The 21,638-nt window shown below is 37.9% G+C and carries 18 protein-coding genes; 6 read left to right on the top strand and 12 right to left on the bottom strand.

The annotated features are described in order from the left end of the window. The first annotated feature begins 146 nt into the window (after positions 1–146). From R3F25_08010 to R3F25_08000, 3 genes are all read left to right on the top strand, one after another. Positions 147–1,163, top strand: coding sequence for a hypothetical protein (locus R3F25_08010; GenBank protein ID MEZ5496760.1), 1,017 nt, complete (start codon positions 147–149; stop codon positions 1,161–1,163). A 142-nt stretch (positions 1,164–1,305) separates the two neighbouring features. Beyond that, a complete protein-coding gene (locus R3F25_08005; GenBank protein ID MEZ5496759.1) occupies positions 1,306–2,721 on the top strand; it encodes a serine hydrolase in 1,416 nt (471 codons plus the stop codon). 12 nt (positions 2,722–2,733) lie between these two features. Then, positions 2,734–4,149 carry a serine hydrolase gene (locus R3F25_08000; GenBank protein ID MEZ5496758.1) on the top strand — a complete coding sequence of 472 codons (1,416 nt, stop codon included), beginning with the start codon at positions 2,734–2,736 and terminating at the stop codon, positions 4,147–4,149. Positions 4,150–4,151: 2 nt separating this feature from the next. Here the strand turns inward: R3F25_08000 and R3F25_07995 are convergent, their stop codons facing one another. Together R3F25_07995 and R3F25_07990 are read right to left on the bottom strand one after the other, a co-directional pair. Beyond that, entirely contained in the window at positions 4,152–6,494 is a 2,343-nt protein-coding gene (locus tag R3F25_07995; GenBank protein ID MEZ5496757.1) for a winged helix-turn-helix domain-containing protein, read from the bottom strand. Positions 6,495–6,660: 166 nt separating this feature from the next. Then, entirely contained in the window at positions 6,661–8,295 is a 1,635-nt protein-coding gene (locus R3F25_07990) for a serine hydrolase (GenBank protein MEZ5496756.1), read from the bottom strand. Between the two features lie 266 nt (positions 8,296–8,561). Between R3F25_07990 and ruvC the strand changes: the two genes are divergently transcribed. Next, positions 8,562–9,074, top strand: a complete 513-nt coding sequence (gene ruvC, locus R3F25_07985) for a crossover junction endodeoxyribonuclease RuvC (GenBank protein MEZ5496755.1) — start codon at positions 8,562–8,564, stop codon at positions 9,072–9,074. Positions 9,075–9,127: 53 nt separating this feature from the next. Here the strand turns inward: ruvC and R3F25_07980 are convergent, their stop codons facing one another. Together R3F25_07980 and recN are read right to left on the bottom strand one after the other, a co-directional pair. Continuing rightward, the gene (locus R3F25_07980; GenBank protein MEZ5496754.1) at positions 9,128–9,433 is read right to left on the bottom strand and encodes a hypothetical protein; all 306 of its coding nucleotides are present in this window, start codon (positions 9,431–9,433) and stop codon (positions 9,128–9,130) included. 87 nt (positions 9,434–9,520) lie between these two features. Then, positions 9,521–11,182: a DNA repair protein RecN gene (recN, locus tag R3F25_07975; protein ID MEZ5496753.1), complete on the bottom strand. Its 1,662-nt coding sequence runs from the start codon at positions 11,180–11,182 to the stop codon at positions 9,521–9,523. Between the two features lie 67 nt (positions 11,183–11,249). On the opposite strand from recN, the gene grpE reads away from it, so the two are divergent. Both grpE and R3F25_07965 read left to right on the top strand, forming a co-directional pair. Continuing rightward, complete coding sequence (gene grpE / locus R3F25_07970) at positions 11,250–11,798, top strand: nucleotide exchange factor GrpE (GenBank protein ID MEZ5496752.1); 549 nt, start codon at positions 11,250–11,252, stop codon at positions 11,796–11,798. 36 nt (positions 11,799–11,834) lie between these two features. Beyond that, entirely contained in the window at positions 11,835–12,737 is a 903-nt protein-coding gene (locus R3F25_07965; GenBank protein ID MEZ5496751.1) for a hypothetical protein, read from the top strand. Here R3F25_07965 and R3F25_07960 read toward each other — a convergent pair. The 8 genes from R3F25_07960 to R3F25_07925 form a co-directional block, all read right to left on the bottom strand. Continuing rightward, the gene (locus R3F25_07960) at positions 12,721–13,257 is read right to left on the bottom strand and encodes a GNAT family N-acetyltransferase (protein ID MEZ5496750.1); all 537 of its coding nucleotides are present in this window, start codon (positions 13,255–13,257) and stop codon (positions 12,721–12,723) included. The two genes, R3F25_07965 and R3F25_07960, sit on opposite strands and share 17 nt — an antisense overlap. Beyond that, positions 13,257–14,627: a DNA repair protein RadA gene (gene radA, locus R3F25_07955; GenBank protein ID MEZ5496749.1), complete on the bottom strand. Its 1,371-nt coding sequence runs from the start codon at positions 14,625–14,627 to the stop codon at positions 13,257–13,259. Before radA ends, R3F25_07960 begins: the two co-directional genes overlap by 1 nt. Positions 14,628–15,020: 393 nt before the next feature. Next, positions 15,021–16,190, bottom strand: a complete 1,170-nt coding sequence (locus R3F25_07950) for a type III PLP-dependent enzyme (protein ID MEZ5496748.1) — start codon at positions 16,188–16,190, stop codon at positions 15,021–15,023. Beyond that, the gene (speE, locus tag R3F25_07945) at positions 16,187–17,047 is read right to left on the bottom strand and encodes a polyamine aminopropyltransferase (GenBank protein MEZ5496747.1); all 861 of its coding nucleotides are present in this window, start codon (positions 17,045–17,047) and stop codon (positions 16,187–16,189) included. Before speE ends, R3F25_07950 begins: the two co-directional genes overlap by 4 nt. Beyond that, entirely contained in the window at positions 17,044–17,538 is a 495-nt protein-coding gene (gene speD, locus R3F25_07940) for an adenosylmethionine decarboxylase (GenBank protein ID MEZ5496746.1), read from the bottom strand. Before speD ends, speE begins: the two co-directional genes overlap by 4 nt. A 310-nt stretch (positions 17,539–17,848) precedes the next feature. After that, positions 17,849–19,543 (bottom strand): SpoIIE family protein phosphatase, encoded by a 1,695-nt coding sequence (locus tag R3F25_07935; protein MEZ5496745.1) that lies wholly within the window; start codon positions 19,541–19,543, stop codon positions 17,849–17,851. Then, a complete protein-coding gene (pssA, locus tag R3F25_07930) occupies positions 19,543–20,298 on the bottom strand; it encodes a CDP-diacylglycerol--serine O-phosphatidyltransferase (protein ID MEZ5496744.1) in 756 nt (251 codons plus the stop codon). Before pssA ends, R3F25_07935 begins: the two co-directional genes overlap by 1 nt. A gap of 84 nt (positions 20,299–20,382) precedes the next feature. Further along, the gene (locus R3F25_07925; GenBank protein ID MEZ5496743.1) at positions 20,383–21,636 is read right to left on the bottom strand and encodes a DUF819 family protein; all 1,254 of its coding nucleotides are present in this window, start codon (positions 21,634–21,636) and stop codon (positions 20,383–20,385) included. Between the last annotated feature and the right edge of the window lie 2 nt (positions 21,637–21,638).

The following is a 21,638-nucleotide window of genomic DNA, read 5'->3' as shown; positions in this document are numbered from 1 at the left end:
AAGATTACTATCCATCAACTGCCTGTCATCAATAAGGAAATATTTACTAATAATACAAAAATACAGGATATTACTCTTTCAGAAGTATTTAACAATACAAGATTAAACCTTAAAGCGAAGATAATAAGCATATTAACAAATCCACTATGACACCAGAATTAAAAAGAGCAATTATCAGATGTCTTCCGGAGTTTTTCTCACTGAGTGATGCAGAGCAGCAAAGATACAAATCGACTCTTTCCAGAGTCGATTATTTCAAGGTCAAACAGCATGTTGTAAAGCAGCTATTTGGGATAAATATCATAAATGACAGTATGGATATATACCTTGAGAATCAGTCTGAAAAAAACCTCAGTAACGAAATCAAAGATGCTTCAAACTTCATTAATTCTCACCTGTCATCAAATTTGAATTTTGGAGAAGATGATTTATCAAATGAACAGAACCTGATAGTCAATACTCATATGCAGCCATTGTATGGAATTGGCGAAGACAGCTTTTATCTGGATGAATTTTTGGTTGAAAGTTTGTTGGATTATGACTCTCTTTATGACTGGTATTACTCAAGTTATCAATGGAATGTGGAAAATGAAAAGGAAAGAGATAAGTATTATCAGGCTTCGCCTTTTTATGGGGATTTCAGTTTGGAATGGGCAAGGATGCTGATTGATGGTGAGTTTTATCATGCCAATTTATCTATGGCATCTATGTATATTCTTTATGAGCTTGAAGAACTGGGAAATGATTTCATCCGGAAACTTATTCCTCATGAAATTGAAGATAAATTTTCAGAGCCTGATGAAAACGGTTATATTCATATGAGTCTCACAACCAATGCTTATGGCCAGGAAAAACCACTGAAACAGTTAAATAATAAATTCAGAACAAAACTAGATGAAACAGAATCTCGTTTGCAAAAGGAGTTTGACACCATGTCTTTACAAGAAGTCCTCATTCTTGATGAGAGAGATGAAGACTCCCCTGGAAAACACTTTATTTTTAGCGATAAGGAAGTCCTGCAAAAAGTAAATTTCAAAACATTTATTAAAGATTGTAGAGAGCATGAGCAAAAAGATGTTTCTTCTTTCTATATAAAACTTGAACGGGAAAAACAGAATTTAACGGATTATTTGAAGGAGCAGTATGAGGATATTATTCAATAAAGTTAGATAATGGTAGTTTTTTAGATACATTCGGAACTAATATATAAATAAATTCATCAGATGTCAGACAATGTCATGATGATGTCCTGAACTATCAGGATTCAAATTCTAATATGAACTGCGATTAATTGTGGAGATTATTATGAAAAATTTTATTATTGCTATTTTATTAGCCTTAGTCAGTCTTGAAAATCAGGCAGATACCTTATTTTCACAGGGCTTTGAAATCAAGCCAGTGGCCAGACAATTTCCTTATGTCGATGATTCTTATCAATTACCGGATTATCCTGTTTCAACTCAGCTTCAATGGTTTGTTCAACAGTTATCCGAAAGTGACACCAGTCTGACGGATATTAATAATCATTTTGATTTATCAACAATGGGATTAACTGCGCAGCAAGTTAAGGATTTTATTCAAGCTGTGAGAAATGATTATCCTGATGGTATCATTACCGATGTCATTATGGTCACTCCTGTTAGGGCAACGGTTTTGATTGCTGACCCTTTGAATATGACTCAGTTTGGTTTTACCAACATTAAGGCAGAGTATTCCGGTTTACAGAGAATAAACTCTTTGGGTGTGAGTACATTCTTTGGTTCCGTTCAATATCCTGCTGATCAAACCTTGACGATGAATCAAGCACTCGATAAATTTCAGACGTTCAGTTCCGAATCATCCATACTGGTTGCCGAAATTGATTCCAATGGGGCTTGTCAGTCTCTATACGAAAGAAACTCAAGTCAACTGAGAGCGACAGCATCCGTATTCAAAATTTGGGTATTAGCTGCCGCTGCTGAAGCTTTTCTTCTCGGTGATATTGATATTTTTCAAAACATCACTTTGGTTGCATCTGAAATGGCTCCGGGAGGAACAATTAACAGCGAACCATTGGGTACAAATTTTCCATTAATTGAAATTGCTACATTGATGTTGGGGATTAGTGATAACACTGCCACTGACTTGCTTCATGAAACTGTCGGTAGAGACTTAATCAATTTAGTTATCGATTCATTGAATTTAAGCAACCCTGATGCTTTAACACCATTGCTAAGCATTAACGAACAATTTCATTTGTTTTTCTCCTTTCCGTTAGCAACAACCCTTTCTTATGTGAATGGAACGGAAGCATTTCAGCAACAATTCTTAGAGGACGAAATTGTGCCTTTAGGTCCGGTGACAACCTATCCATTTAATAACGATTCGATATTTGTCAGTGGCAGTTGGAGAGCGTCACCAATGGATATTTGCAAAACATTTTCCTTCTTGCGAGATTTGCCACAAGGTTCCGATGCTCTTTATATGACAGATGTGGCACTCGGATCTCAAGTTGCTCAACCAGATGTCAGAGATCACTGGGATAGAGTTTGGTATAAAGGCGGGTCATTAACCTCGGGAGTTAATGGACTACAAGTTTTAACACATGCATGGATGCTGGAAAATCAGGGAGAAAACCCTAAAGTTGTTATCACAATGTCAAATGACTCAAGCGGTGGGATTGATATTTATGCCGTTCAATCTATCGCAGGCAGAGTTCTTAGATTGGCTCGAGATTTATAAGAGGAAGCTATCATGAAAAATTTAATAATTGTTATCGCATTGTTTTTATTCAATTGTTCAGCATCAGCAGATACTTTATTTGCTCAAGGATTTGAACAAAGACCAGTGGAAAGGCAATTTCCTTTCGTAGGTGGCTCTTACCAGCTACCTGATTATCCGGTCAGTCCACAAACAGAATGGTTGATTGAGCAGTTTTCACTGCCTGATACCAGTCTGGCAGATATTGATGCTCACTTTGATTTGTCAGCTTTTGGAATGACAGCGCAACAAATGAGGGATTTTCTTCAAAATGTACGAACCTCATATCCCAATGCTGAGATAACCGATGTCATCATGGGAACACCTGTGCGTATGAATGTAGTTATGACCTCACAGACACTTGGTACTCAGGTTGGTATTGTTCAAGTGGGAACTGAATACACCGGTCTGCAAAGGATTAATTACTTATACATTAACGGTTTTTCCGGTTCTGTAGTGAATCCGGTGGACCAAGGCTTGACGATGACACAAGCACTCGATAAATTTGAAACATTAAGCTCCCAGCCTTCTTTTCTTGTCGCTGAGATTGATAATACCGGTGCATGTATTCCGCTTTATGAAAGAAACTCCAATCAATTACGAGCTTTGGCTTCTGTCTATAAAATTTGGTTGTTAACCGCTGCTGCTGAGGCTTTCTTTTTAGGTGATATTGATATTTACCAGAATGTATCATTGGTTGCATCCGAATTAGCACCCGGCGGAATTATTAATGGCGAGCCCTTGGGAACACAATTCCCTCTTTTTGATATCGCCACACTTTCTTTAGGTCTGAGTGACAATACAGCGGCGGACTTACTTCATGAGGTTATTGGCAGAGATTTTATTGAGTTAGTTATCAGTTCTTTAGGTTTAAGCAATCCTGAGGATTTGATTCCTTTACTGAACATTAGTGAACAGAACCATTTATTCTGGTCATTTCCGCTGGCAACAGCATTGGACTATGTGAATGGTACTGAGGCTTTCCAACAGCAATTTCTTGAAGATGAAATCATTCCATTAGGACCGTTTACAACCTTTTTACATAACAATTACACAATAATGGTTAATGGTAGTTGGAGAGCTACAGCGATGGATATTTGCAAAACTTATGCTCATTTAAGGGACCTCCCACAGGGCTCTAGTGCTACGCTTATGACCGATGTGGCAATGGGTTCGAATGCCGCTTTCCCAAATGTAAGGAACTATTGGGATAAGGTTTGGTATAAAGGCGGTGATTTGGTATCAGGAACTAATGGCATGCAAGTTTTAACCTATTCATGGATGTTGGAAAATCAAGGAGAAAATCCAATTGTTGTTGTCGCATTATCCAATAGTCCTGATGGAGGAATTGTTGCTAATTCGATATCCTCAGTCACAGCCCGAGTGCTGGAACTTGCCAGAGATTTGTAAAACTATTTAGATTTCTTCTGGTAACCCTCAAGCAAAAGCTGATCATCAACTCTCCACAATTGATTGGCTTTTTGCTTGTTTTCACTCATGAGAATAGCTGCTTCAAAATATTTTCCTTCTCTTGCCAGAAACCCGGCTTTGAGTTTATAAAACAAATAGTCATATTCATTATTAGCTTGAAGTCTCTCTAAAGTCGATTTGTAATCTAATTCCGGATGATTGAGCATGATTTCCAAAACTTCATAACCAACATAATTGGCAACATGAATTTGAAAGATTTCTCTATATGCAGCTTCAGCTTCTTCAAGTTGTTTTATTCCTTCATTGAGTTTACCAATTCGTACATAAATATGCCCTAAAACTCGCTTGAGTTCATTTGGAAATTGTTGTTGTAAATGGGGATATTTCTTCGTATATGAATTGTACTTTTCAAGAGCAACTTCACCACCATCGACTCGTGATGAAACCAACATATCAAACAAATAAACCTGACTCAGGTCTGCTTTCATCTCGGGGTTGTTTTCAAAAGTCGCGAGCATTGAATCCATATATTTTTTTGACTGTTCAAAATCATTTTGAACATAAAATTGATGCAATTTCATCAAACCACCAATGACTCGGTATAATGGATTGTTCAATTTTTCAGCTATTTGTCTGATTTGTAAAATATATTCGTCTGCACGATCAAACAAGCCCCTCAAGTTGAGAATTATGCTACTGTTCATCAAAAAATAGAGAACTTTATCCGGTTTAGTTGCTGACTTTAAATACGAAGTGGCTTTTTCAGTTAACAATACTCCTTCATCAATGTCATTAAGATTTAAATTCAACTGATTCAATCCTGCCAGTGATGTTATCATGCCGTCACTGTCATTGGCTTTTTCATAAAACTCCATTGCTTGATAAAGATAATCTTTCGATTCATCAAACCTGAATTGATAAGAAACAATTTCAGATAATGTCAAATAAACACCGGCAAGGTAATCGTCAAAAGGGTAATACTCTTTTGCCAATGCGATTCGCTGTAATGCAAATTCTTCTGATTGCTTCCAATCTCTTTGTAAATACGATAGTAAATAAAGTGATTTGAGCCCGGAGAGTTTTAAATAAGGATTTTGCGATTGTTTGATAAAATCCACAGATTTCTGCAAACTAGCTTTCGCAGCTTCCTCATCTCGTAATCGAAACTGTGAGAAAGCGATTAAGTAGTAAATTTTGATGTAATGTTTATCCAAAAGTTTGGACTCAAATTTCAGCAAAATATTTTCAGCAATTGATAATGCTTTCTCAAAATGCGCTAGATGGACGTGAGTTTCCAGCAGTTTGATCCAGGCATCCAGAAACTCACTATCTTTGTTGACACTCGATTGAAAATAATCATTGGCTTTTTGCTGATTTCCGTCACTTGCTTGCTGAAACAGTCCCTGTAAGTAGCTTTCCAGTGCATAATTATCTTCGGTTAATATTTCATCCCTATTGATCAAAGATACTTTTTCATGAGCTGAAAGAACTGTAGTGAACCAGTTATTGGTCTTGATTAGGAGTTCAGAAATCGTTTTGCCGTTAATTTTTCCCGAAGCCAGAATTTCATTATTATTTCTGAGTTTGACAGTCGCAATAAACTCATTATCAAGCTGCATAATTCCGATTATTGCGGCGTAATTGATATTTTTATTGGATGTCAATTCAATAGCGAGTTTTTCGCTTTGCTGGTTTTGATACCATTGCGATCTCGGGGTGATGCTATGAATTCCCAGATTTTTTTCCAACAAACCGGACAAATAATCCAACCCACTTGCATTAAACCATTGCTGATTATCATCCGCCGGAATCACCGCCAGGTTAATACTGATTGGCTCATTGCTTTCCTGATTTTCAACTAAATTTGTTTTTTTATTTTGAAAAATAGAATATCCTACAATCAAAATAACTATTAAAGCAACAATCAAAAAAGGAACTTTAATAGATTTTTTTTTGAAAGTATTTAAGTCACTTCCCTGCAATTCAAATTGTTCAACATTGCCAGCAAATCGATACCCAACCCCACGATGAGTTTCAATGATTGGATGATTGCTATCATTATCATCAATCAGTTTTCGCAAACGAACGATTTGTTTGGTTAAAGCTGCATCCGTGACAATCTGTCCCGGCCACACTTTGTTTATAATATCATCCTTCTTTAAAATATCGCCATGCTTCTGCAAAAACAACATCAGCAAATAATACGGCTTCGTACCGATTACAATTTTTTCTTCATTCTTGATTAAAACCTGCTGAGACGGACTCAGGCGAAAATTACCAAAACAATATTCGATTTGAGCCTGATTTTGCTCTGCTCCTGACATTGTTGTTCCCCAATCCAATAAAAAATCTTTTGCACTGAAGAATAATTCTGAACTAACTTCTAAAATTTGTCAACGCAATAATTTATTTATATTTGGTAGAAACAAACGCACAATACCCAACAAAAAAACCAATATTTTTGCGATTCATTAAATTAATAAGAATCTATTACTCAATCTTTTTCGCCTCATGATCACCACCCTGGTGAAGGGTTAAACTGACAACCTCGCCGTTTTCGTCGGAATTAAATGTAAGTTGTGCATCGACATCAACTAAGCTGAATTTATTGATCTCAGTCGGAATGATTTCAATTTTTGATTGTCCGGTTGCCTGAGCAAAAATTTTGTCATCTTCTTTACTGATTGTCAGAATAAATCCCGGTACTAACTCATATTGACCCAGATATTTGTCTGAAACAGCTGAATCCAAATCGATTCTTTCAATTGTTGGTATGGCTTTATCGGTTCGTCTCCATTCAGATGTCTCCATCGGGTTGGATAATAGAACAGATGAGATTTGTTTTTCTTCATCACGAATAAAGTGCAAAGTGCTCATCCCGTCCTTGAAAAAGAATTTATCTTTATCGTATGGATAAATCTCAAATTTAGAACCTCCAGATCTTAATGAATAAAGTTGTCCATCCTTTAAGCTAATGACTCTTTGCTGACCGTTTTTGGATTCATAGACTGCAACATATTCCTGCTTTTCTTCTGAGGAAATATCTATTGGGGTCCAATTGAAAGGTTTCCCAATACTATGCGCCGCCATTTTCATTGAGATTTGATTGGGTGAGTTACAGATACAATTAGAAAACACGGCAACAAATACTTTTTCATTCGGCAAGTAAATGGAATCAGTCAGAAATCCATTGATTCCACCACCGTGAGTAATCATCGGACTGCCTTGAATATTTCCTATCGACCAGCCATATCCATAACTGGTTTCTGAGCCATCATTAAGTTTGAATGGAGTGTGCGCTTCTTTTCTGGAGGATTCTGATATGACTTTATCCTCCATCACCGCTTTATACCAAATGTATAAATCATCAACAGTTGACAGTAGCGAACCGGCAGCATAAGGTTGTGTCATACTCAAGAAATCAGCATTGATATAGTTATCTTCTCTTTTGTCATAACCGGAGGCTCTGTTTTTTATAATTTTTGATGTTGAGCCATAGAGAGAGTGGCTCATGCCCAAAGGTTTAAAAATATTATTTTCGATATATTCTGAATATGACATTCCCGATACTACTTCTATAATATAGCCAAGAAGAACGTAACCGGAATTGTTATACTTCCATTGTTCTCCGGGGTTAAAATTCATCGGTTGGTTTTTGAAATAGTCAATGAGCTCCAGAGGCGTAAAATCTCTCTTTCTCACTTCTCCGTCCCACTCCTCCATATCAGTATAACTTTTGATACCTGAGGTGTGGGTCAGTAAATGTTTGATGGTGATTTTGTTTCCATCCGTGGGATAATCCTCAATATATTCCGTAATTTCATCATCCAGACTGAGTTTACCCTCATCTCGAAGTTTCAAAATTGCCGATGCCGTGAATTGTTTGGTGATTGAACCAATACGGAAAATATGATCCGGTTTCATCTTTACTTCTAACTCAAGATTCGCCATGCCGAATGCTTTGCGGTAAAGTACTTTGTCATCTTTCATTACCAAAGCCACAGCTCCCGGTCCATCTTGTTTAAAAACTTCACTCATCAAACTATCAAATTCATGGCTGGTGTTCTTGCCGAAAACGGTTTGAGAGATACTAAATACCAATAAAAATACAAATATTTTTTTCATAGCTAATTTTTGAAATTAAGAATAATGTTATTTTACATCATAAATTTCATTGTTATCACAATTTCGATGAAATGATTACATCATTCCAACCCGAAAAAAAATTTATCAAATAAGAACAGATGAATCTCTGGCTATAATGAATCACTTGGTTGATATATAATTAATAATTATCCAAAATCTATAGATATCCTGATTTGAAAAAACTATGATATGAATCTGTTTATTAATGTATATATCAATTTAACTTGAACTCGCCACTCAAACAAATCACTCGTATTTTGGGTATTGATCCTGGTTCGCGGACTACTGGTATCGGGATTATTGATACTGATGGACGGAATAATAAACTGGTGCATTTTCAGCCATTGCGTTGCGGAGATGGTGAGTTTCCGGAGCGTTTGAAGGTAATTTTTACCGAAATTACTGATTTAATTCATCAGTTTCGACCCGATGAAGTTTCGGTGGAAACAGTGTTTATGGCGAAGAATGCGGCGTCAGCTTTAAAATTAGGACAAGCACGAGGAGCTGCGATTTGTGCAGCTGTGGCGATGGATTTGCCGGTTTATGAATACGCTCCCAAAGCAGTAAAACAATCCGTAGTCGGCAAAGGAGCCGCTGCCAAGTCACAGATTCAGTATATGGTTTCTTTGCTTTTAAACATTAAAAAAGAGGTTCAGGAAGATGCTGCCGATGCTCTAGCTGTTGCTATCTGCCACGCCAATTCGAGATGGACTTTGGGGGCGATCAATCAGATTTCGAGTAATTATAGGAAGAAATGATATTCAATTAGTAATGAGAAATTAGTAATTTGTAATTAATAATAATTAGATTCTTATCTTTCATGTAGTATCTGATTTTTTCTACCACACTCTGCACAGAATTTTGCTTTTGGAGTTCTTAAAACTTTATTACAATGTTGACATTGAGGACCGTAATCTGATCTTCTTAAATAAAAAATTAAATCGTATGGAATATCTTTGTATCCGGTTAGCTCTTCAAATTTATTGGTTGCTTCCAGATTGAAATTTTTTTTGGCGGTTGCTAAATCGCAGTTATGTTTTTCTCGATACTCTTTAATTCGGTTTATTGTATCATTTAAATAGGGATGCATTTCTTCCCATTCATCTTCATCAAGCATTGGAAGGAACTCTCTAACTCGCCAACAATATACAATTTCCATAATATTTACAAAGTCAAAATTGCTAATTACACATTACTAATTGTTCTACCCCGCCAGCATAAACGCCTTGGCTTGCTCCAAAGTCGCTTCGGTGATGGTTGAGCCGCCGGACATCCGAGCGAGTTCTTCGATTCTTTGTTGTTGGTTTAACAACTTCACAGAGCTTTCGGTTTTGCCATCAACTTCTTTTTTGCTCACCTGAAAGTGATGATGTGCCAGTCCGGCAACATGTGGTAAATGCGTAACTGCGAAGACTTGTTGTTGCTCGCTGAGTTTTCGCATCAGTTTACCGACGGTTTCGGCAACGACTCCGCCGATTCCCGCATCGACTTCATCAAAAATAAAACTGCCTGATTGCTTGTCCTGTTTTTTGCAGATTTCGATAGCTAATGCAATTCGTGATAATTCTCCACCAGAAGCCGTCGCTGACATTTTTTGTGCTGCTTGTCCAGGGTTCATAATCACTTCAAAATCACAACTATCTTGTCCTATTGATGTGAATTTTGATTCGTCATTGTGTTGAATATTAACGATAAACTGAGCTTTTTCCAAACCCAGTTTTTGAATGACGGCTGTCACCTTAGATTGAAATTCTTTGGCAGCAGCTTGTCTGGATTGAGACAATTGAGCTGAAATTTGCTGATATTGTTCTTCCAGTTTTTGCTTTTGCAACAATAATTCTTCTCTGCGTTGTTTCTGCGAGTCGTTTAATTGCAGTTTTTGTGCTAAATCTTGTTGATGCTGATAGAGGTTTTCAGCATTGACTTTATGTTTTCTGGCTGTGGAATAAATTTCATCCAGTCTTAATTCAGTCTCGTGTAATTTTTCAGGATTCACTTCAACCTTATCCAACTGATCTTGCAACTGTCCTTCAACTTCGTTGAGATTGATGCTGATTTCATCGAGCATACTCATGATTTCGGATAAATCCAGACCTTTGATATCTGCCAGTGTGTTGATTATTTTTGCTACTCCGGATGATACATTGGACGAATGCTCTCCGGAAACCAAATCCAATGACCGCTCCAACTCGCTGATGGTATCGACGGCATTGGTCAGCATTTTTTGCTGTGAATGTAATTCATCGAGTTCATTTTCAGATAAATTGAGTTGGCAAAGTTCTTCAAATTGATAGGTTAATAACTGACTTTCAGATTCATTAAGTGCTCCTGCCAATTTTATATCATCCAGTTGAGATTGAATCTTTTTCCAGTTTGAATAAATCTGTGAAATTTGATTTAAAAGGGTTTCATATCCACCGGTTTCATCAATAGTTGCCAGCTGATATTTAGCATTATTGAGTTTGATTTGATCGTGTTGTCCATGAATTTGTACCAAAAAGCCACCTAAATCTTTTAAGCTGTTGATGGTGCATGGCCGGGAATTAATCCACGATTTCGAGCGTCCATCCGCAGTAATCACTCTGCGACATTCCAGTTCATTATCGTGTTCAATTTCCTGTTCGTTGAGCCAATTTTTTACTTCCTGGTTATTTCTGATATCAAATAACGCACTGATTTCACAGGACTTTTCCTTGTCTCTGATAACCGAATAATCAGCTCGATTTCCTAACAACAAAGACAATGCACCAACAATAATGGACTTCCCTGCCCCGGTTTCTCCGGTAAAAACGTGGAAACCTTCGGCAAAGTCCAAATCCAGTTGATTAATCAGGACATAATTTTTGATAAAAAGTGATTTCAGCATTGAAAAATATCATACGGACATTATATTACGCTGTGTTATTGTATCTGTATTTATGAGAATTACCAATATGACTGAAGAAACTGAAAAAAAAGATGTTGAATTAGAACAAGAAGTGGAAGAACTCAAGGAAGAACTTCAGCAGGCAGAAGAAAAAGAAGCTGAGGATGTTGCCGAAGTCAATAGCGAAATTGAAAAACTCAAAGAAGAACTGGTACGTATGCATGCGGAAATGGAGAACATGCGCAAACGCAACGAACGCGAGTTGGATAACCTGCGTAAATATTCACTGGATAAATTTGCCAAAGCTTTGATTCCGGTGGCTGATAGCATGGATAAAGCACTTGAAGTTGGTAAAGATGACAATTGCGAAGTGACTGCCGAACAAATGATTGAAGGGACAGAAATGACACAAAAAGTCTTGTTAAAAGTCCTCAAGGAAAACGGTGTCGAAGTCATCAATCCTGCCGGTGAAAAATTCAACCCGGAATTTCATGAAGCCATGACTCAAATTCCAAATCCGGAATTAGAACCCAACACGGTTGTTGATGTTTTCCAGAAAGGTTATATTCTCAATGGCCGCCTAGTCAGACCGGCAATGGTGGTTGTTTCTAAATAATCTGTAACTTTTATCCCGTTAAAAAGTTATAAGTGTATGAAATATTTATTTTTACTTATCACTTCGATTTTTTTACACGCTCAAGCACAGGTTTTGCCTGTGCTTCCTGAACTCTCTCAACAATTCACCAATATTAGGGATTTCACTGTTTTTCAGAATCAAGCATGGTTTTCGGCTCAAAGTCCTTTGGGTGACCTTTCGGTGATTGTTCAAGTTGAAAAAAACAATGATGCCTGGAGAAATCCTCAAGTCGCTTCATTTTCGGGAAAATATCACGATTTAGAGCCTTTTATCACTCATGATGGATTGAGTTTGTATTTTGCTTCCAACCGACCTGAAAATGATAATGACAATGATAAAGACTATGATCTTTGGGTTGTATCAAGAAAAGATTTAACATCTGCTTGGTCGCAACCGGAAAATTTAGGCTCGCAAGTCAACTCTGAAGGAAATGAGTTTTATCCTTCGCTGACGAAGTCCGGGAATTTATATTTCACCGCAAATAAATCGGATTCCAAAGGCAAGGATGATATTTATTTCAGCGAGTTTAAAGATGGAGTTTTCCAAAAATCTTATTCTTTGGGTTCAGAAATCAATACCGATGGCGATGAGTATAATGCCTATGTTTCCAAAGATGAAAGATATCTGATTTTTGGTGCATATAAACGTGCCGATAGTCTGGGTAGTGGCGATTTATATATTTCCAGGAAGGATTCTGACGGCAATTGGAGTCAAGCAATAAATCTGAGTAATAAAGTGAACTCAATGCAGATGGACTACTGTCCGTTTGTTGATGAAGAGAATCAGGTATTATATTTCACCAGTCGCAGGAAGAATTTTGACAAGACCGAATTCATCAACATTGGACAATTATTACAAACTTTTAACTCAATAGAGAATGGCTTGAGCCGAATTTATCAAGTCAAGCTGGATTTGTAAACGCAAAAACTTTGGCATCAACAGGTAATCCACGAATTCGTATGCGGTTTTTTAATATCGCTTCAAAACAAGCACCCGCTTTTTCTGCAACTCTTTGGCTGGCGTGATTATTCAAAGCCACAATAATTTCGACGCGGATTAAATTTAGCTGCGGCATAGCATTTTGAACCAACAATTGAACCGCATCCGAACAAAATCCCTTGCGAGTGTATCTACTGTCAACCCAATAACCAATACTGGCAACATCATTGTTATTGTCAAAAACATGCAAACCAATGACACCGATGAAGTCATTGTTTCTGTTTCTTATCGTGTATGTGTATTCAACATCTTCATTCCAATTCTGCACCTGAAAACGGACAAAATCTCCGGCATTTTTGATGCTGTAATGAGGTGTCAACCAGTCCAGCCAAGGTGATATTTCATTGTAAGAGTTTTTAATCGCCTGATAAATCAATTGCTCATCACCAAATTTGAATCTTTGGAGAACAATGCGCTCGTTCTGCAATTTTTCCTGCATCAGATATAATCCAGAATTTGGCTGATATTATCCACTGCTGTGACTTTTATTTTTAAATTTTTAGTCCAGCCACCGATGTTACCTTTAGGAACAATTGCATGTTTAAAACCATGATTGGCTGCTTCTTTCAATCGGTCTTCTCCGTTAAATACAGGTCTGATTTCACCGGTTAAACCTATTTCACCGAAGACGACCGTTCCTTTCGGTAAATAACGATTTCTAAAACTCGAAACCACTGCCATAACAATTGCCAGATCAGCTGCGGTTTCAGTCACTTTGATACCACCAACCACATTCATAAAAATATCATGGTCGTGAATTGGTAAATGACACATTCGATGTAAAACTGCTAACAACATTGCCAAGCGGTTATGATCGAGTCCAACTGTCAGTCTTCTAGGGTTGCCTAAAGGACTTTGATCAGCCAGTGCCTGAACCTCAACCAGTAATGGTCGGGTTCCTTCTCGAGCGACCATCACTACACTTCCCGGTTTTCCAGACTCGTGCTCGGTAAGAAAAATTGCTGATGGATTTTCAACTTCCTGCACGCCTTTTTCCGTCATCGCAAAAACACCAATTTCATTGACGGCTCCAAAGCGGTTTTTTAGTGCTCTGAGAACCCGATAACGACTATTACCATCACTTTCAAAATACAAAACTGTATCTACCATGTGTTCTAAGACTCTCGGTCCTGCGATTCCACCCTCTTTGGTGACATGACCAACAAAAATGATTGATGTATTATTCTGCTTGGCAAAACGAACCAACTGAGCGGCGCATTCTTTCACCTGTGATATAGAACCGGGAATCGAGCTGAGATTCTCGGTATAAAGCGTTTGAATGGAATCAATCACCATGAGATGTGGCTTATGAGTGAGTGCCTGATTAATAATTTGCTCGACCGAAGTTTCAGCCATACAATCCAAATCGGTCGCACTGAGACCCAATCTTTGGGCACGCATACTGATTTGTGATAAAGATTCTTCACCAGTCACATACAAGGTTTTCAAACTCTCCGGCATGGTAGCGGTGACTTGCAACATCAGTGTTGATTTTCCTATCCCCGGATCACCACCGATTAACACCACTGAACCATGAACTAAACCTCCACCCAAAACTCTGTCCAGTTCTCGAATTTTCGTGCTGGTGCGAATATTTTCCTGAAATTTGACAGATCCCAGTTTTTGAATTTTTTTCCCACCGGCATCGCCTGCGTAGGTGCTGAATCTTGAGGTTTTAGGACTGCTTAATGCTTGAATAACTGTTTCTTCCAAACAATTCCACTCTCCGCAATCCGAGCATTGACCGGCCCATTTGTTATGTATGGATGAGCACTGCGTACAGATATATTGTGTTTTGTTTTTTGCCATGAATCTTTCCCTATTGTTAAGCTATAGATTAACTGAATTTTTTGCCAAGGGCAAACAATTCAACCTTTCAAATAAAGACTGATTCGAATATAAAAAAAACTTAGAAATTGATAATACTACGTTAAACGGCACTGTCATAAACAACCGTGCCGTTTAACGTTTGATAAATTACTTCTGGTAAATAATATATTTTTTTTCGTCGGGGCTGGTATAAATTTCGAACAATAATTCATCAATATCCAGCTGCTCCCCACAGGAACAACGAAGACTCTCTTTATTTTCCAGCCATTCCAGTGTTTTTTTGAATTTGAAATCACAACAAGCACACTGAAATACAATTAAATTTTCTTCCTTCATGCATCCTCCCAAAGAAATCAAGAAAGAAAAATGTTTTTATTTTTCAATAAAAACCGTTTTTGGTCTTTTACAAAGATTGAACTCTGTAGAAGAAGCCACCGAATATGCACCAATTTGTTCAGCCAGTAATAAATCCCCAACTTGCAAATCCGGTAACATTATTTCTTCATCTATAACATCAATACTATCGCATGTTGGTCCTGCAACCACACTGGGATAATGAACATCGTTATCATAGTTATCATTCAGTACTGTCAATGGATACTTTGCATGATCAAACAACTGTCCGCTAAATGCACCATACAAACCATCATCAGCATAATACCAAACCTTGTCATCTCTTTTCGATTTGCCCACAATTGAAATAACATGTTGAGCAATCGGACCAACCAAATATCTTCCCGGTTCAGCAATAACTCTGATATTCTTTGGAACTAATTTCAGAGCTTCTCTGACAGGTTCACAGTAAGAATATATATCCAGTACCGAAGAGTCGTATTCTATGGGGAAACCACCACCGATATCCAGTATTTTCCAGTCGACTTGATTAAATTTTTTCAATAATTGAATACTGTGTTTCACTGCCTCTCCATGTGCAGTAGGAAAAACAGTTTGCGAACCAATATGAAAAGACAAACCAACAACCTTTATACCAAGTTCATTGGCTTTTTCAATCATCAATTCTAAGTCATGGATTTCACAACCAAACTTCTTACCCAAGTCAACGACTGCAGAATGATTGCTGAATTTGATTCTGATAATAATTTCTGCGACATCCTTATAAGCTGAAAATTTTTCCAACTCAATCATATTATCAACGACAAAAATATTGCAACCGTAATCTAAAGCCCCTTGTATATCTTCGTGTTTTTTTATTGGATGAGTATGAATGCACTTATTCGCCTTAATGTCACATTCTTTCAACAGCTCAATTTCTCCATTGGTCGCAATATCAAAACTACAACCTTGAGAATTCAGACTTTTCAATACATTTTTATCTGCCAATGCCTTGATAGCATAATGCATTGTTACATTTGGTAGGGCTTTTTTAATCGCTTGATACTGTTTAATCAGTTTATTTTCACGAATAACAAACAAGGGTGTCCCGTGAGTTTTTGCCAAACCCAATAATTGCTGTTTTTCATCATCACCAGAGAAAACTGTTGAAATTTTTTCTTGAGTTGCAAATTGGAGTTCGATTGTCATGATTTCACCTCCAAAGCCCGATGAATATATTGTGGTAACGCAAAACTTCCAAAATGAATTGAAGGATTGTAATATTTGCAATTCAATTCTGATCTCTCAAATCGGCTTTCAATTTCCTGCAAGGTAATTTTTCTCAGATCTGAGTTATTTGTTGCCCATGCAAATGTCATAATTCCACCAACATAAGTTGGAATGGATGCCGAATAAAAAGTCACTTCATCGAAATAACTTCCTAATCTTTTTTTGGTTGTTTTCACCTCATCCAATTGCATGAAAGACACACCATTTTGCGCCACAAAAACACCTTCATGATTTAAACAGTTTCTAACTCCATCGTAAAAATCAGAGGTAAACAGAGATTCACCTGGTCCAATCGGATCTGTGGAATCTGAGATAATCACATCAAATTTCTCTGAACAATTGGCAACAAAATTCAAGCCGTCATCAATGATAATCTCCACTTTGGGATTATCATAAGCTCCTTGAGAATGATTCGGAAAGTATTTCTTACACATATCAATCACAGCCGAGTCAATCTCAACTTGAACCACTCGTTCTACAGAGTTATGTTTAAGAACTTCACGAAGAATTCCGCCGTCACCACCGCCTATGATAAGTACCTTTTGTGGATTTGGATGAGATAGCATTGGAACATGTGTCATCGTTTCGTGATAAATAAATTCATCTTTTTCAGTGGTTTGTATGACTCCGTCAAGAGCCATAACTGTTCCCCATTGCTGATTCTTAAAAATCACCAAATGCTGATGTTCTGTCTGATATTCAAACAGAACCTCATTCATCACAAATTGTTGTCCCCAACTTGGATATAATGTTTCCAAGTATTTGGGCTGGTTCATTGAACCTCTCCGCGTCTGATATTTCTGACGTTGAATTTTTCAGGCTGAAAGTATTTGTTAAAAACAAACACAGCCTGCTCCGGCTCAGCATCACCACACATAAATACATCAAATGCTGCGTAATTCGTTTCCGGCCATGTGTGCACACTGATATGTGATTCTGCCAGAACTGCAACACCCGAAATTCCTCCGTTTGGAGAAAAATGATGAAGATGGATATGTAAAAGTGTTGCTTTAGAAAGTTCCACCGCTTCTCTCATAGCGTTTTCCATATGCTCCAATTCATCAAGACGACTGGCTCCCCACAAATCAACGATGATATGTGTGCCGGCATAAACTTTGCCATTCCGTTTGATAAAATGATCGAGACGTTTGTCATCAATGACTTGATGATGGTGAGGCCAGGTTTTAGCCGCACTTTCTTTAAAAAAATGATTTGATTTAGACTCTTCTACAGCATGAACTGTATTGATGATTCTGTTTTTTGACATGGTATTCTACTCCAAAAAACGTCATAGCAACAAAGAAGCTACTATGAAAAAAACAAGCCGGAAGATTATATATCTTTCTTCCGCATTCCTCCTGGGTTTCCCCCAAAAATAGAAATCACCTTTTTACGGTGAAAAAAAGTTCGCGAATTATTCAGTTAAGTGTTTAAAATGGCAAGAATTTTTTGAATTTATAAATACTTTTTATTGGTTTTTTATGCTTTTATAGGAATTTAATACCTTGATATATTTTTGAATTCAATCTATGATGATTCGTAAAATTATTAGAACGGGAAGTTTTTATCTCAGAAACTCAAGAGCAACAGTAATCCAGTTCTTTTTTCATTATCAACAAGTTTCCGTACCCATCTTTTGGAGTGGCAAACTCCCAAGAGTCCATAACGCTGTCAATAATGTTTATTCCCAGTCCTCCGGGGCGAGTTTGAGTTAAGTCACGAGGCTTGACTGAATTATCATAAACCAACGATGCATAGTCTCTGAGATAGAAAACCAGAGTGTTATTTTGAAGTTTGAATGATAAATCCACTTTTCCCTGACAGTCATTGTTGTAGGCATGTCGGTAAACATTGGTGACTGCTTCATCAATACAAAGGACCAACTGTTGTTCGGTTACTTTGCTAAAACCGAGGTTAACTACGATTTCAGATACTTTGGATCTAACCATTTTTAAATTCGCCGGATCAGCTTCAAAACTGATAGAGTCAATGAATTTTTCCTGCAAATGATCCCTTTTTTCAATCAGTAATAGCGTTGCATCATCAAGCAGTTGTTGTCTGCGAACGAAGGTAATGATTTTACCGACCCTGACTTCGGCAGAGTCGGCCTGAATCGTGCTGATGTAATCAATTAACCCATCTATTCCGAGTTGTTGATTATTCTCAAGCCTAGCATCGGTTAGACCATCCGTGAGAAAGTACAAGCCTCCTTTTCCTAATATGGTTTGTTGTTCCGGAAACTCCATATCCGCATCAATCCCCAAAGGTGGCGCCTCTGCTTTCCATGTATGAATTCCTGTTTCTGAACACTTATGAATCGCCGGTGGTAACCCTGCATTTGACCAAACCACCTTATCTTCTTTTGGATAAAAATATCCGGCAGCGGCACAGACAAACATTCCTCTTGATGCATTCTCGCACAATTCTCGGTTGGCTTTTCGCAACCATTTGGACGGAGAAAGCCTGTCTTTGCCAATCCAGCGCAACAAGCTACTGGCCCGAACCATTAGCATTGATGCATCCAAACCTTTTCCGGAAACGTCACCAACAACAAATCCGACACAATCATCACCAAGAGAAAAATAATCATAAAAGTCCCCGGACACTTCAAAAGCCGGAACATTCGTGCCAACAATCGGGAAAGGTGGTTTCTTCCGAGCCGGTAAAAGTGAGCGTTGCAATCGACGAGCTAAAGTGATTTCTTTTAACAGACGATTCTGTTCAACTAAACTTAAAGTCAATCTGGCATTGTTTATCGATAATGCAATCGGCGATGCCAATAATCTGAGAATATCCTGATCTCGTTCATCAAAATAAACTTCGGTTTGCTTGTTTAAAACTTGTAGAACACCGATACTGTTTCCGGCAACAATTAACGGTGTGCATAATACCGATTTGGTCTCAAAACCTGTTAACTGATCGACATTGCAATTATACATCGCATCTTGTTTGGCATCCTTGATGAGTTGACATTGCCCGGAGCTCAATGCTTTGCCAACAATACTTTCATGAACATCGACATCAATGCCTTTAATATCAACCGGTCCAAAACTTGCACGACAGACGAGTTTTTTATTATCTTTGTTGTAAAGGAAAACCGAAGCTGCCTCAGCATCCATGTAATCAGAAATTTTCTCAACAGCAATATTCAGCGTTTCATCCATGTTGAGTGACTCCACAAAAGCCTGAGATAAATCCGCTAGAAGTTTGAGCTGGTTCAGCGTTCCGGCTGACTCTTCACTGGGATTTTGCAGAAGAATATCGGTGCTCATTATTTTTTGCTACGTTTTTTTCTCAATCCATATAAAGTCATAACTGGTCCTGACAAAGCATAAAGACCAAATACCACAAATAAAACTTTTGCCGGCGCTAAAGCCAGTAATACAAAAATCAACACCAAAACTAAAATCCAAACAAATGGGACTGATTCTTTAAAAGGAAGTGTTTTAAACGAATAATAGCGAAACCTGGAAACCATCAGCAAACCGGCACAAAGTGTCACAGCCAGACTGACAAACCTCAACGACTCACCGGTGAATTCATGATCAACGGCAACCCAGACAAAGGAACAAACAACAGCAGCAGCAGCTGGCGATGCCAAACCCTGAAAATAAGCCTTATCAACTGTTCCAATCTGTACATTAAAACGTGCCAATCTCAAAGCGCCGCTAACAGCGTAAATAAACGCAACCAGCCAGCCAATTTTACCCATGACAGGATGAATCACAGCCAACGACTTCAACGACCAAGTATACATCAGCAATGAAGGAGCCAAACCAAATGAAATCAAATCTGATAAGGAGTCATACTGCTCACCGAAAGCACTTTGAGTGTTTGTCAAACGAGCAACCCGTCCATCCAAACCATCCAGTAATGCGGCAATGAAAACAGAAATAGCTGCAAGTTCAAATTTGCCATTGATAGATGCAATGATGGAATAATATCCGGCAAATAACGCTCCGGTGGTAAATAAATTAGGCAGTAGATAGATGCCTTTTTTCTTTGCTGTTTCAGAAATTTTCGTCATCTCTGTTCCTCAAAAGCGATGCCTTAAAAGCTGATTATAACACCGACTTGGACAATTCACTCAAGTTTGCACTATTCCAAATAGTTATCCGGCAACCATTTGCAGCAATATACCTGTAAACCATGCTCCAAGTGTACCAATCGTATATCCAAAAACTGCCAGTAAGACCCCTACTGGAGCTAATGACGGATGAAATGCCGATGCCACAACCGGAGCAGAAGCCGCGCCACCAACATTAGCTTGAGAGCCAACAGCTAAGAAGAATAATGGAGCCTTAATTAGCTTGCCCACAACCAACAATAAGATTGCATGAATAGATATCCAAATACCACCGATTAGAAATATAACCGGGTCATCAAATATTTGTGTCACATCCATCTTCAATCCAATCGTGGCAACAAGTATGTAAATAAAAACCGAACCCACGGCTGAAGCTCCTCCACCTTCTAGTTTTCGAGCTTTTGTGAATGAAAGCATCACTCCAATAAACGTTGAAATCACAACTAACCAGAAAAAAGCAGAACCAAGTGATAGTTTATTAAGAGCGGGATAATTATTGCTTATGTATGGTGCGAACCAATTGGCAAAAGCATGTCCGATACCAACTGCAACAAAAGCAACCGCTGTAATAAACATGAGGTCATTCAAATTAAATTTACGAGCATTCTCTGTTTGGAATGTTTCCATTTTTAGCTTGATTCTTTCAATAGCAGAAGTGTCTGCTCCGGTTTTAGCATCAATTTTGTTAGCTCGTTGTGACATGAATAATAATGTCGCCATCCATATATTTGCCCAAATCACATCTACTGCAATCATTTTCGTAAACGCAGCATCAGAAACCGCAAAAATTTCTTTCATTGCCGCCTGATTAGCACCACCACCAATCCAGCTTCCTGCAAGAGTTGTCATTCCTCTCCAAATGTCGTTGGCTGCCGATCCGGCAAAAGTTTCCGGAGAAATCGCTTTAACCGCAATAAAAGCAATCGGACCACCAATAATAATTCCCAAAGTTCCTGTTAAAAACATGATGCCCGCTTTGGGACCTAAACGTATAATTCCTTTCAAATCCACACTGATTGTCAGTAAAACCAATGCTGCAGGTAATAAATAACGCGAAGCTACATAATATAATTTTGAATTTTCAGCATCGACAAGACCAAAACTATTTAACAATGAAGGAAGAAAATAGCACAATAATAGTGCCGGAACCACACTATAGAACTTTTTCCAGAACTTAGCCTGATGCTGATGAGTCCAAAAAACCAATCCTAAAATTGCTGCTAAAATTCCGAAAAGAACCGCATCACTCTGAATCAGTGGTATATTATGTTCATTCATAT

The organism is Gammaproteobacteria bacterium (assembly GCA_041395445.1).
Lineage (GTDB): Bacteria > Pseudomonadota > Gammaproteobacteria > Xanthomonadales > Marinicellaceae > NORP309.
This window is presented reverse-complemented; position numbering and strand designations above follow the sequence as displayed.

Coding starts and splice junctions, on each gene's coding strand:
- R3F25_08010 (MEZ5496760.1), top strand. CDS start 147: ATGACACCAGAATTAAAAAGAGCAATTATCAGATGTCTTCCGGAGTTT.
- R3F25_08005 (MEZ5496759.1), top strand. CDS start 1,306: ATGAAAAATTTTATTATTGCTATTTTATTAGCCTTAGTCAGTCTTGAA.
- R3F25_08000 (MEZ5496758.1), top strand. CDS start 2,734: ATGAAAAATTTAATAATTGTTATCGCATTGTTTTTATTCAATTGTTCA.
- R3F25_07995 (MEZ5496757.1), bottom strand. CDS start 6,494: ATGTCAGGAGCAGAGCAAAATCAGGCTCAAATCGAATATTGTTTTGGT.
- R3F25_07990 (MEZ5496756.1), bottom strand. CDS start 8,295: ATGAAAAAAATATTTGTATTTTTATTGGTATTTAGTATCTCTCAAACC.
- R3F25_07980 (MEZ5496754.1), bottom strand. CDS start 9,433: ATGCTTGATGAAGATGAATGGGAAGAAATGCATCCCTATTTAAATGAT.
- recN (MEZ5496753.1), bottom strand. CDS start 11,182: ATGCTGAAATCACTTTTTATCAAAAATTATGTCCTGATTAATCAACTG.
- grpE (MEZ5496752.1), top strand. CDS start 11,250: ATGACTGAAGAAACTGAAAAAAAAGATGTTGAATTAGAACAAGAAGTG.
- R3F25_07965 (MEZ5496751.1), top strand. CDS start 11,835: ATGAAATATTTATTTTTACTTATCACTTCGATTTTTTTACACGCTCAA.
- R3F25_07960 (MEZ5496750.1), bottom strand. CDS start 13,257: ATGCAGGAAAAATTGCAGAACGAGCGCATTGTTCTCCAAAGATTCAAA.
- radA (MEZ5496749.1), bottom strand. CDS start 14,627: ATGGCAAAAAACAAAACACAATATATCTGTACGCAGTGCTCATCCATA.
- R3F25_07950 (MEZ5496748.1), bottom strand. CDS start 16,190: ATGACAATCGAACTCCAATTTGCAACTCAAGAAAAAATTTCAACAGTT.
- speE (MEZ5496747.1), bottom strand. CDS start 17,047: ATGAACCAGCCCAAATACTTGGAAACATTATATCCAAGTTGGGGACAA.
- speD (MEZ5496746.1), bottom strand. CDS start 17,538: ATGTCAAAAAACAGAATCATCAATACAGTTCATGCTGTAGAAGAGTCT.
- R3F25_07935 (MEZ5496745.1), bottom strand. CDS start 19,543: ATGAGCACCGATATTCTTCTGCAAAATCCCAGTGAAGAGTCAGCCGGA.
- pssA (MEZ5496744.1), bottom strand. CDS start 20,298: ATGACGAAAATTTCTGAAACAGCAAAGAAAAAAGGCATCTATCTACTG.
- R3F25_07925 (MEZ5496743.1), bottom strand. CDS start 21,636: ATGAATGAACATAATATACCACTGATTCAGAGTGATGCGGTTCTTTTC.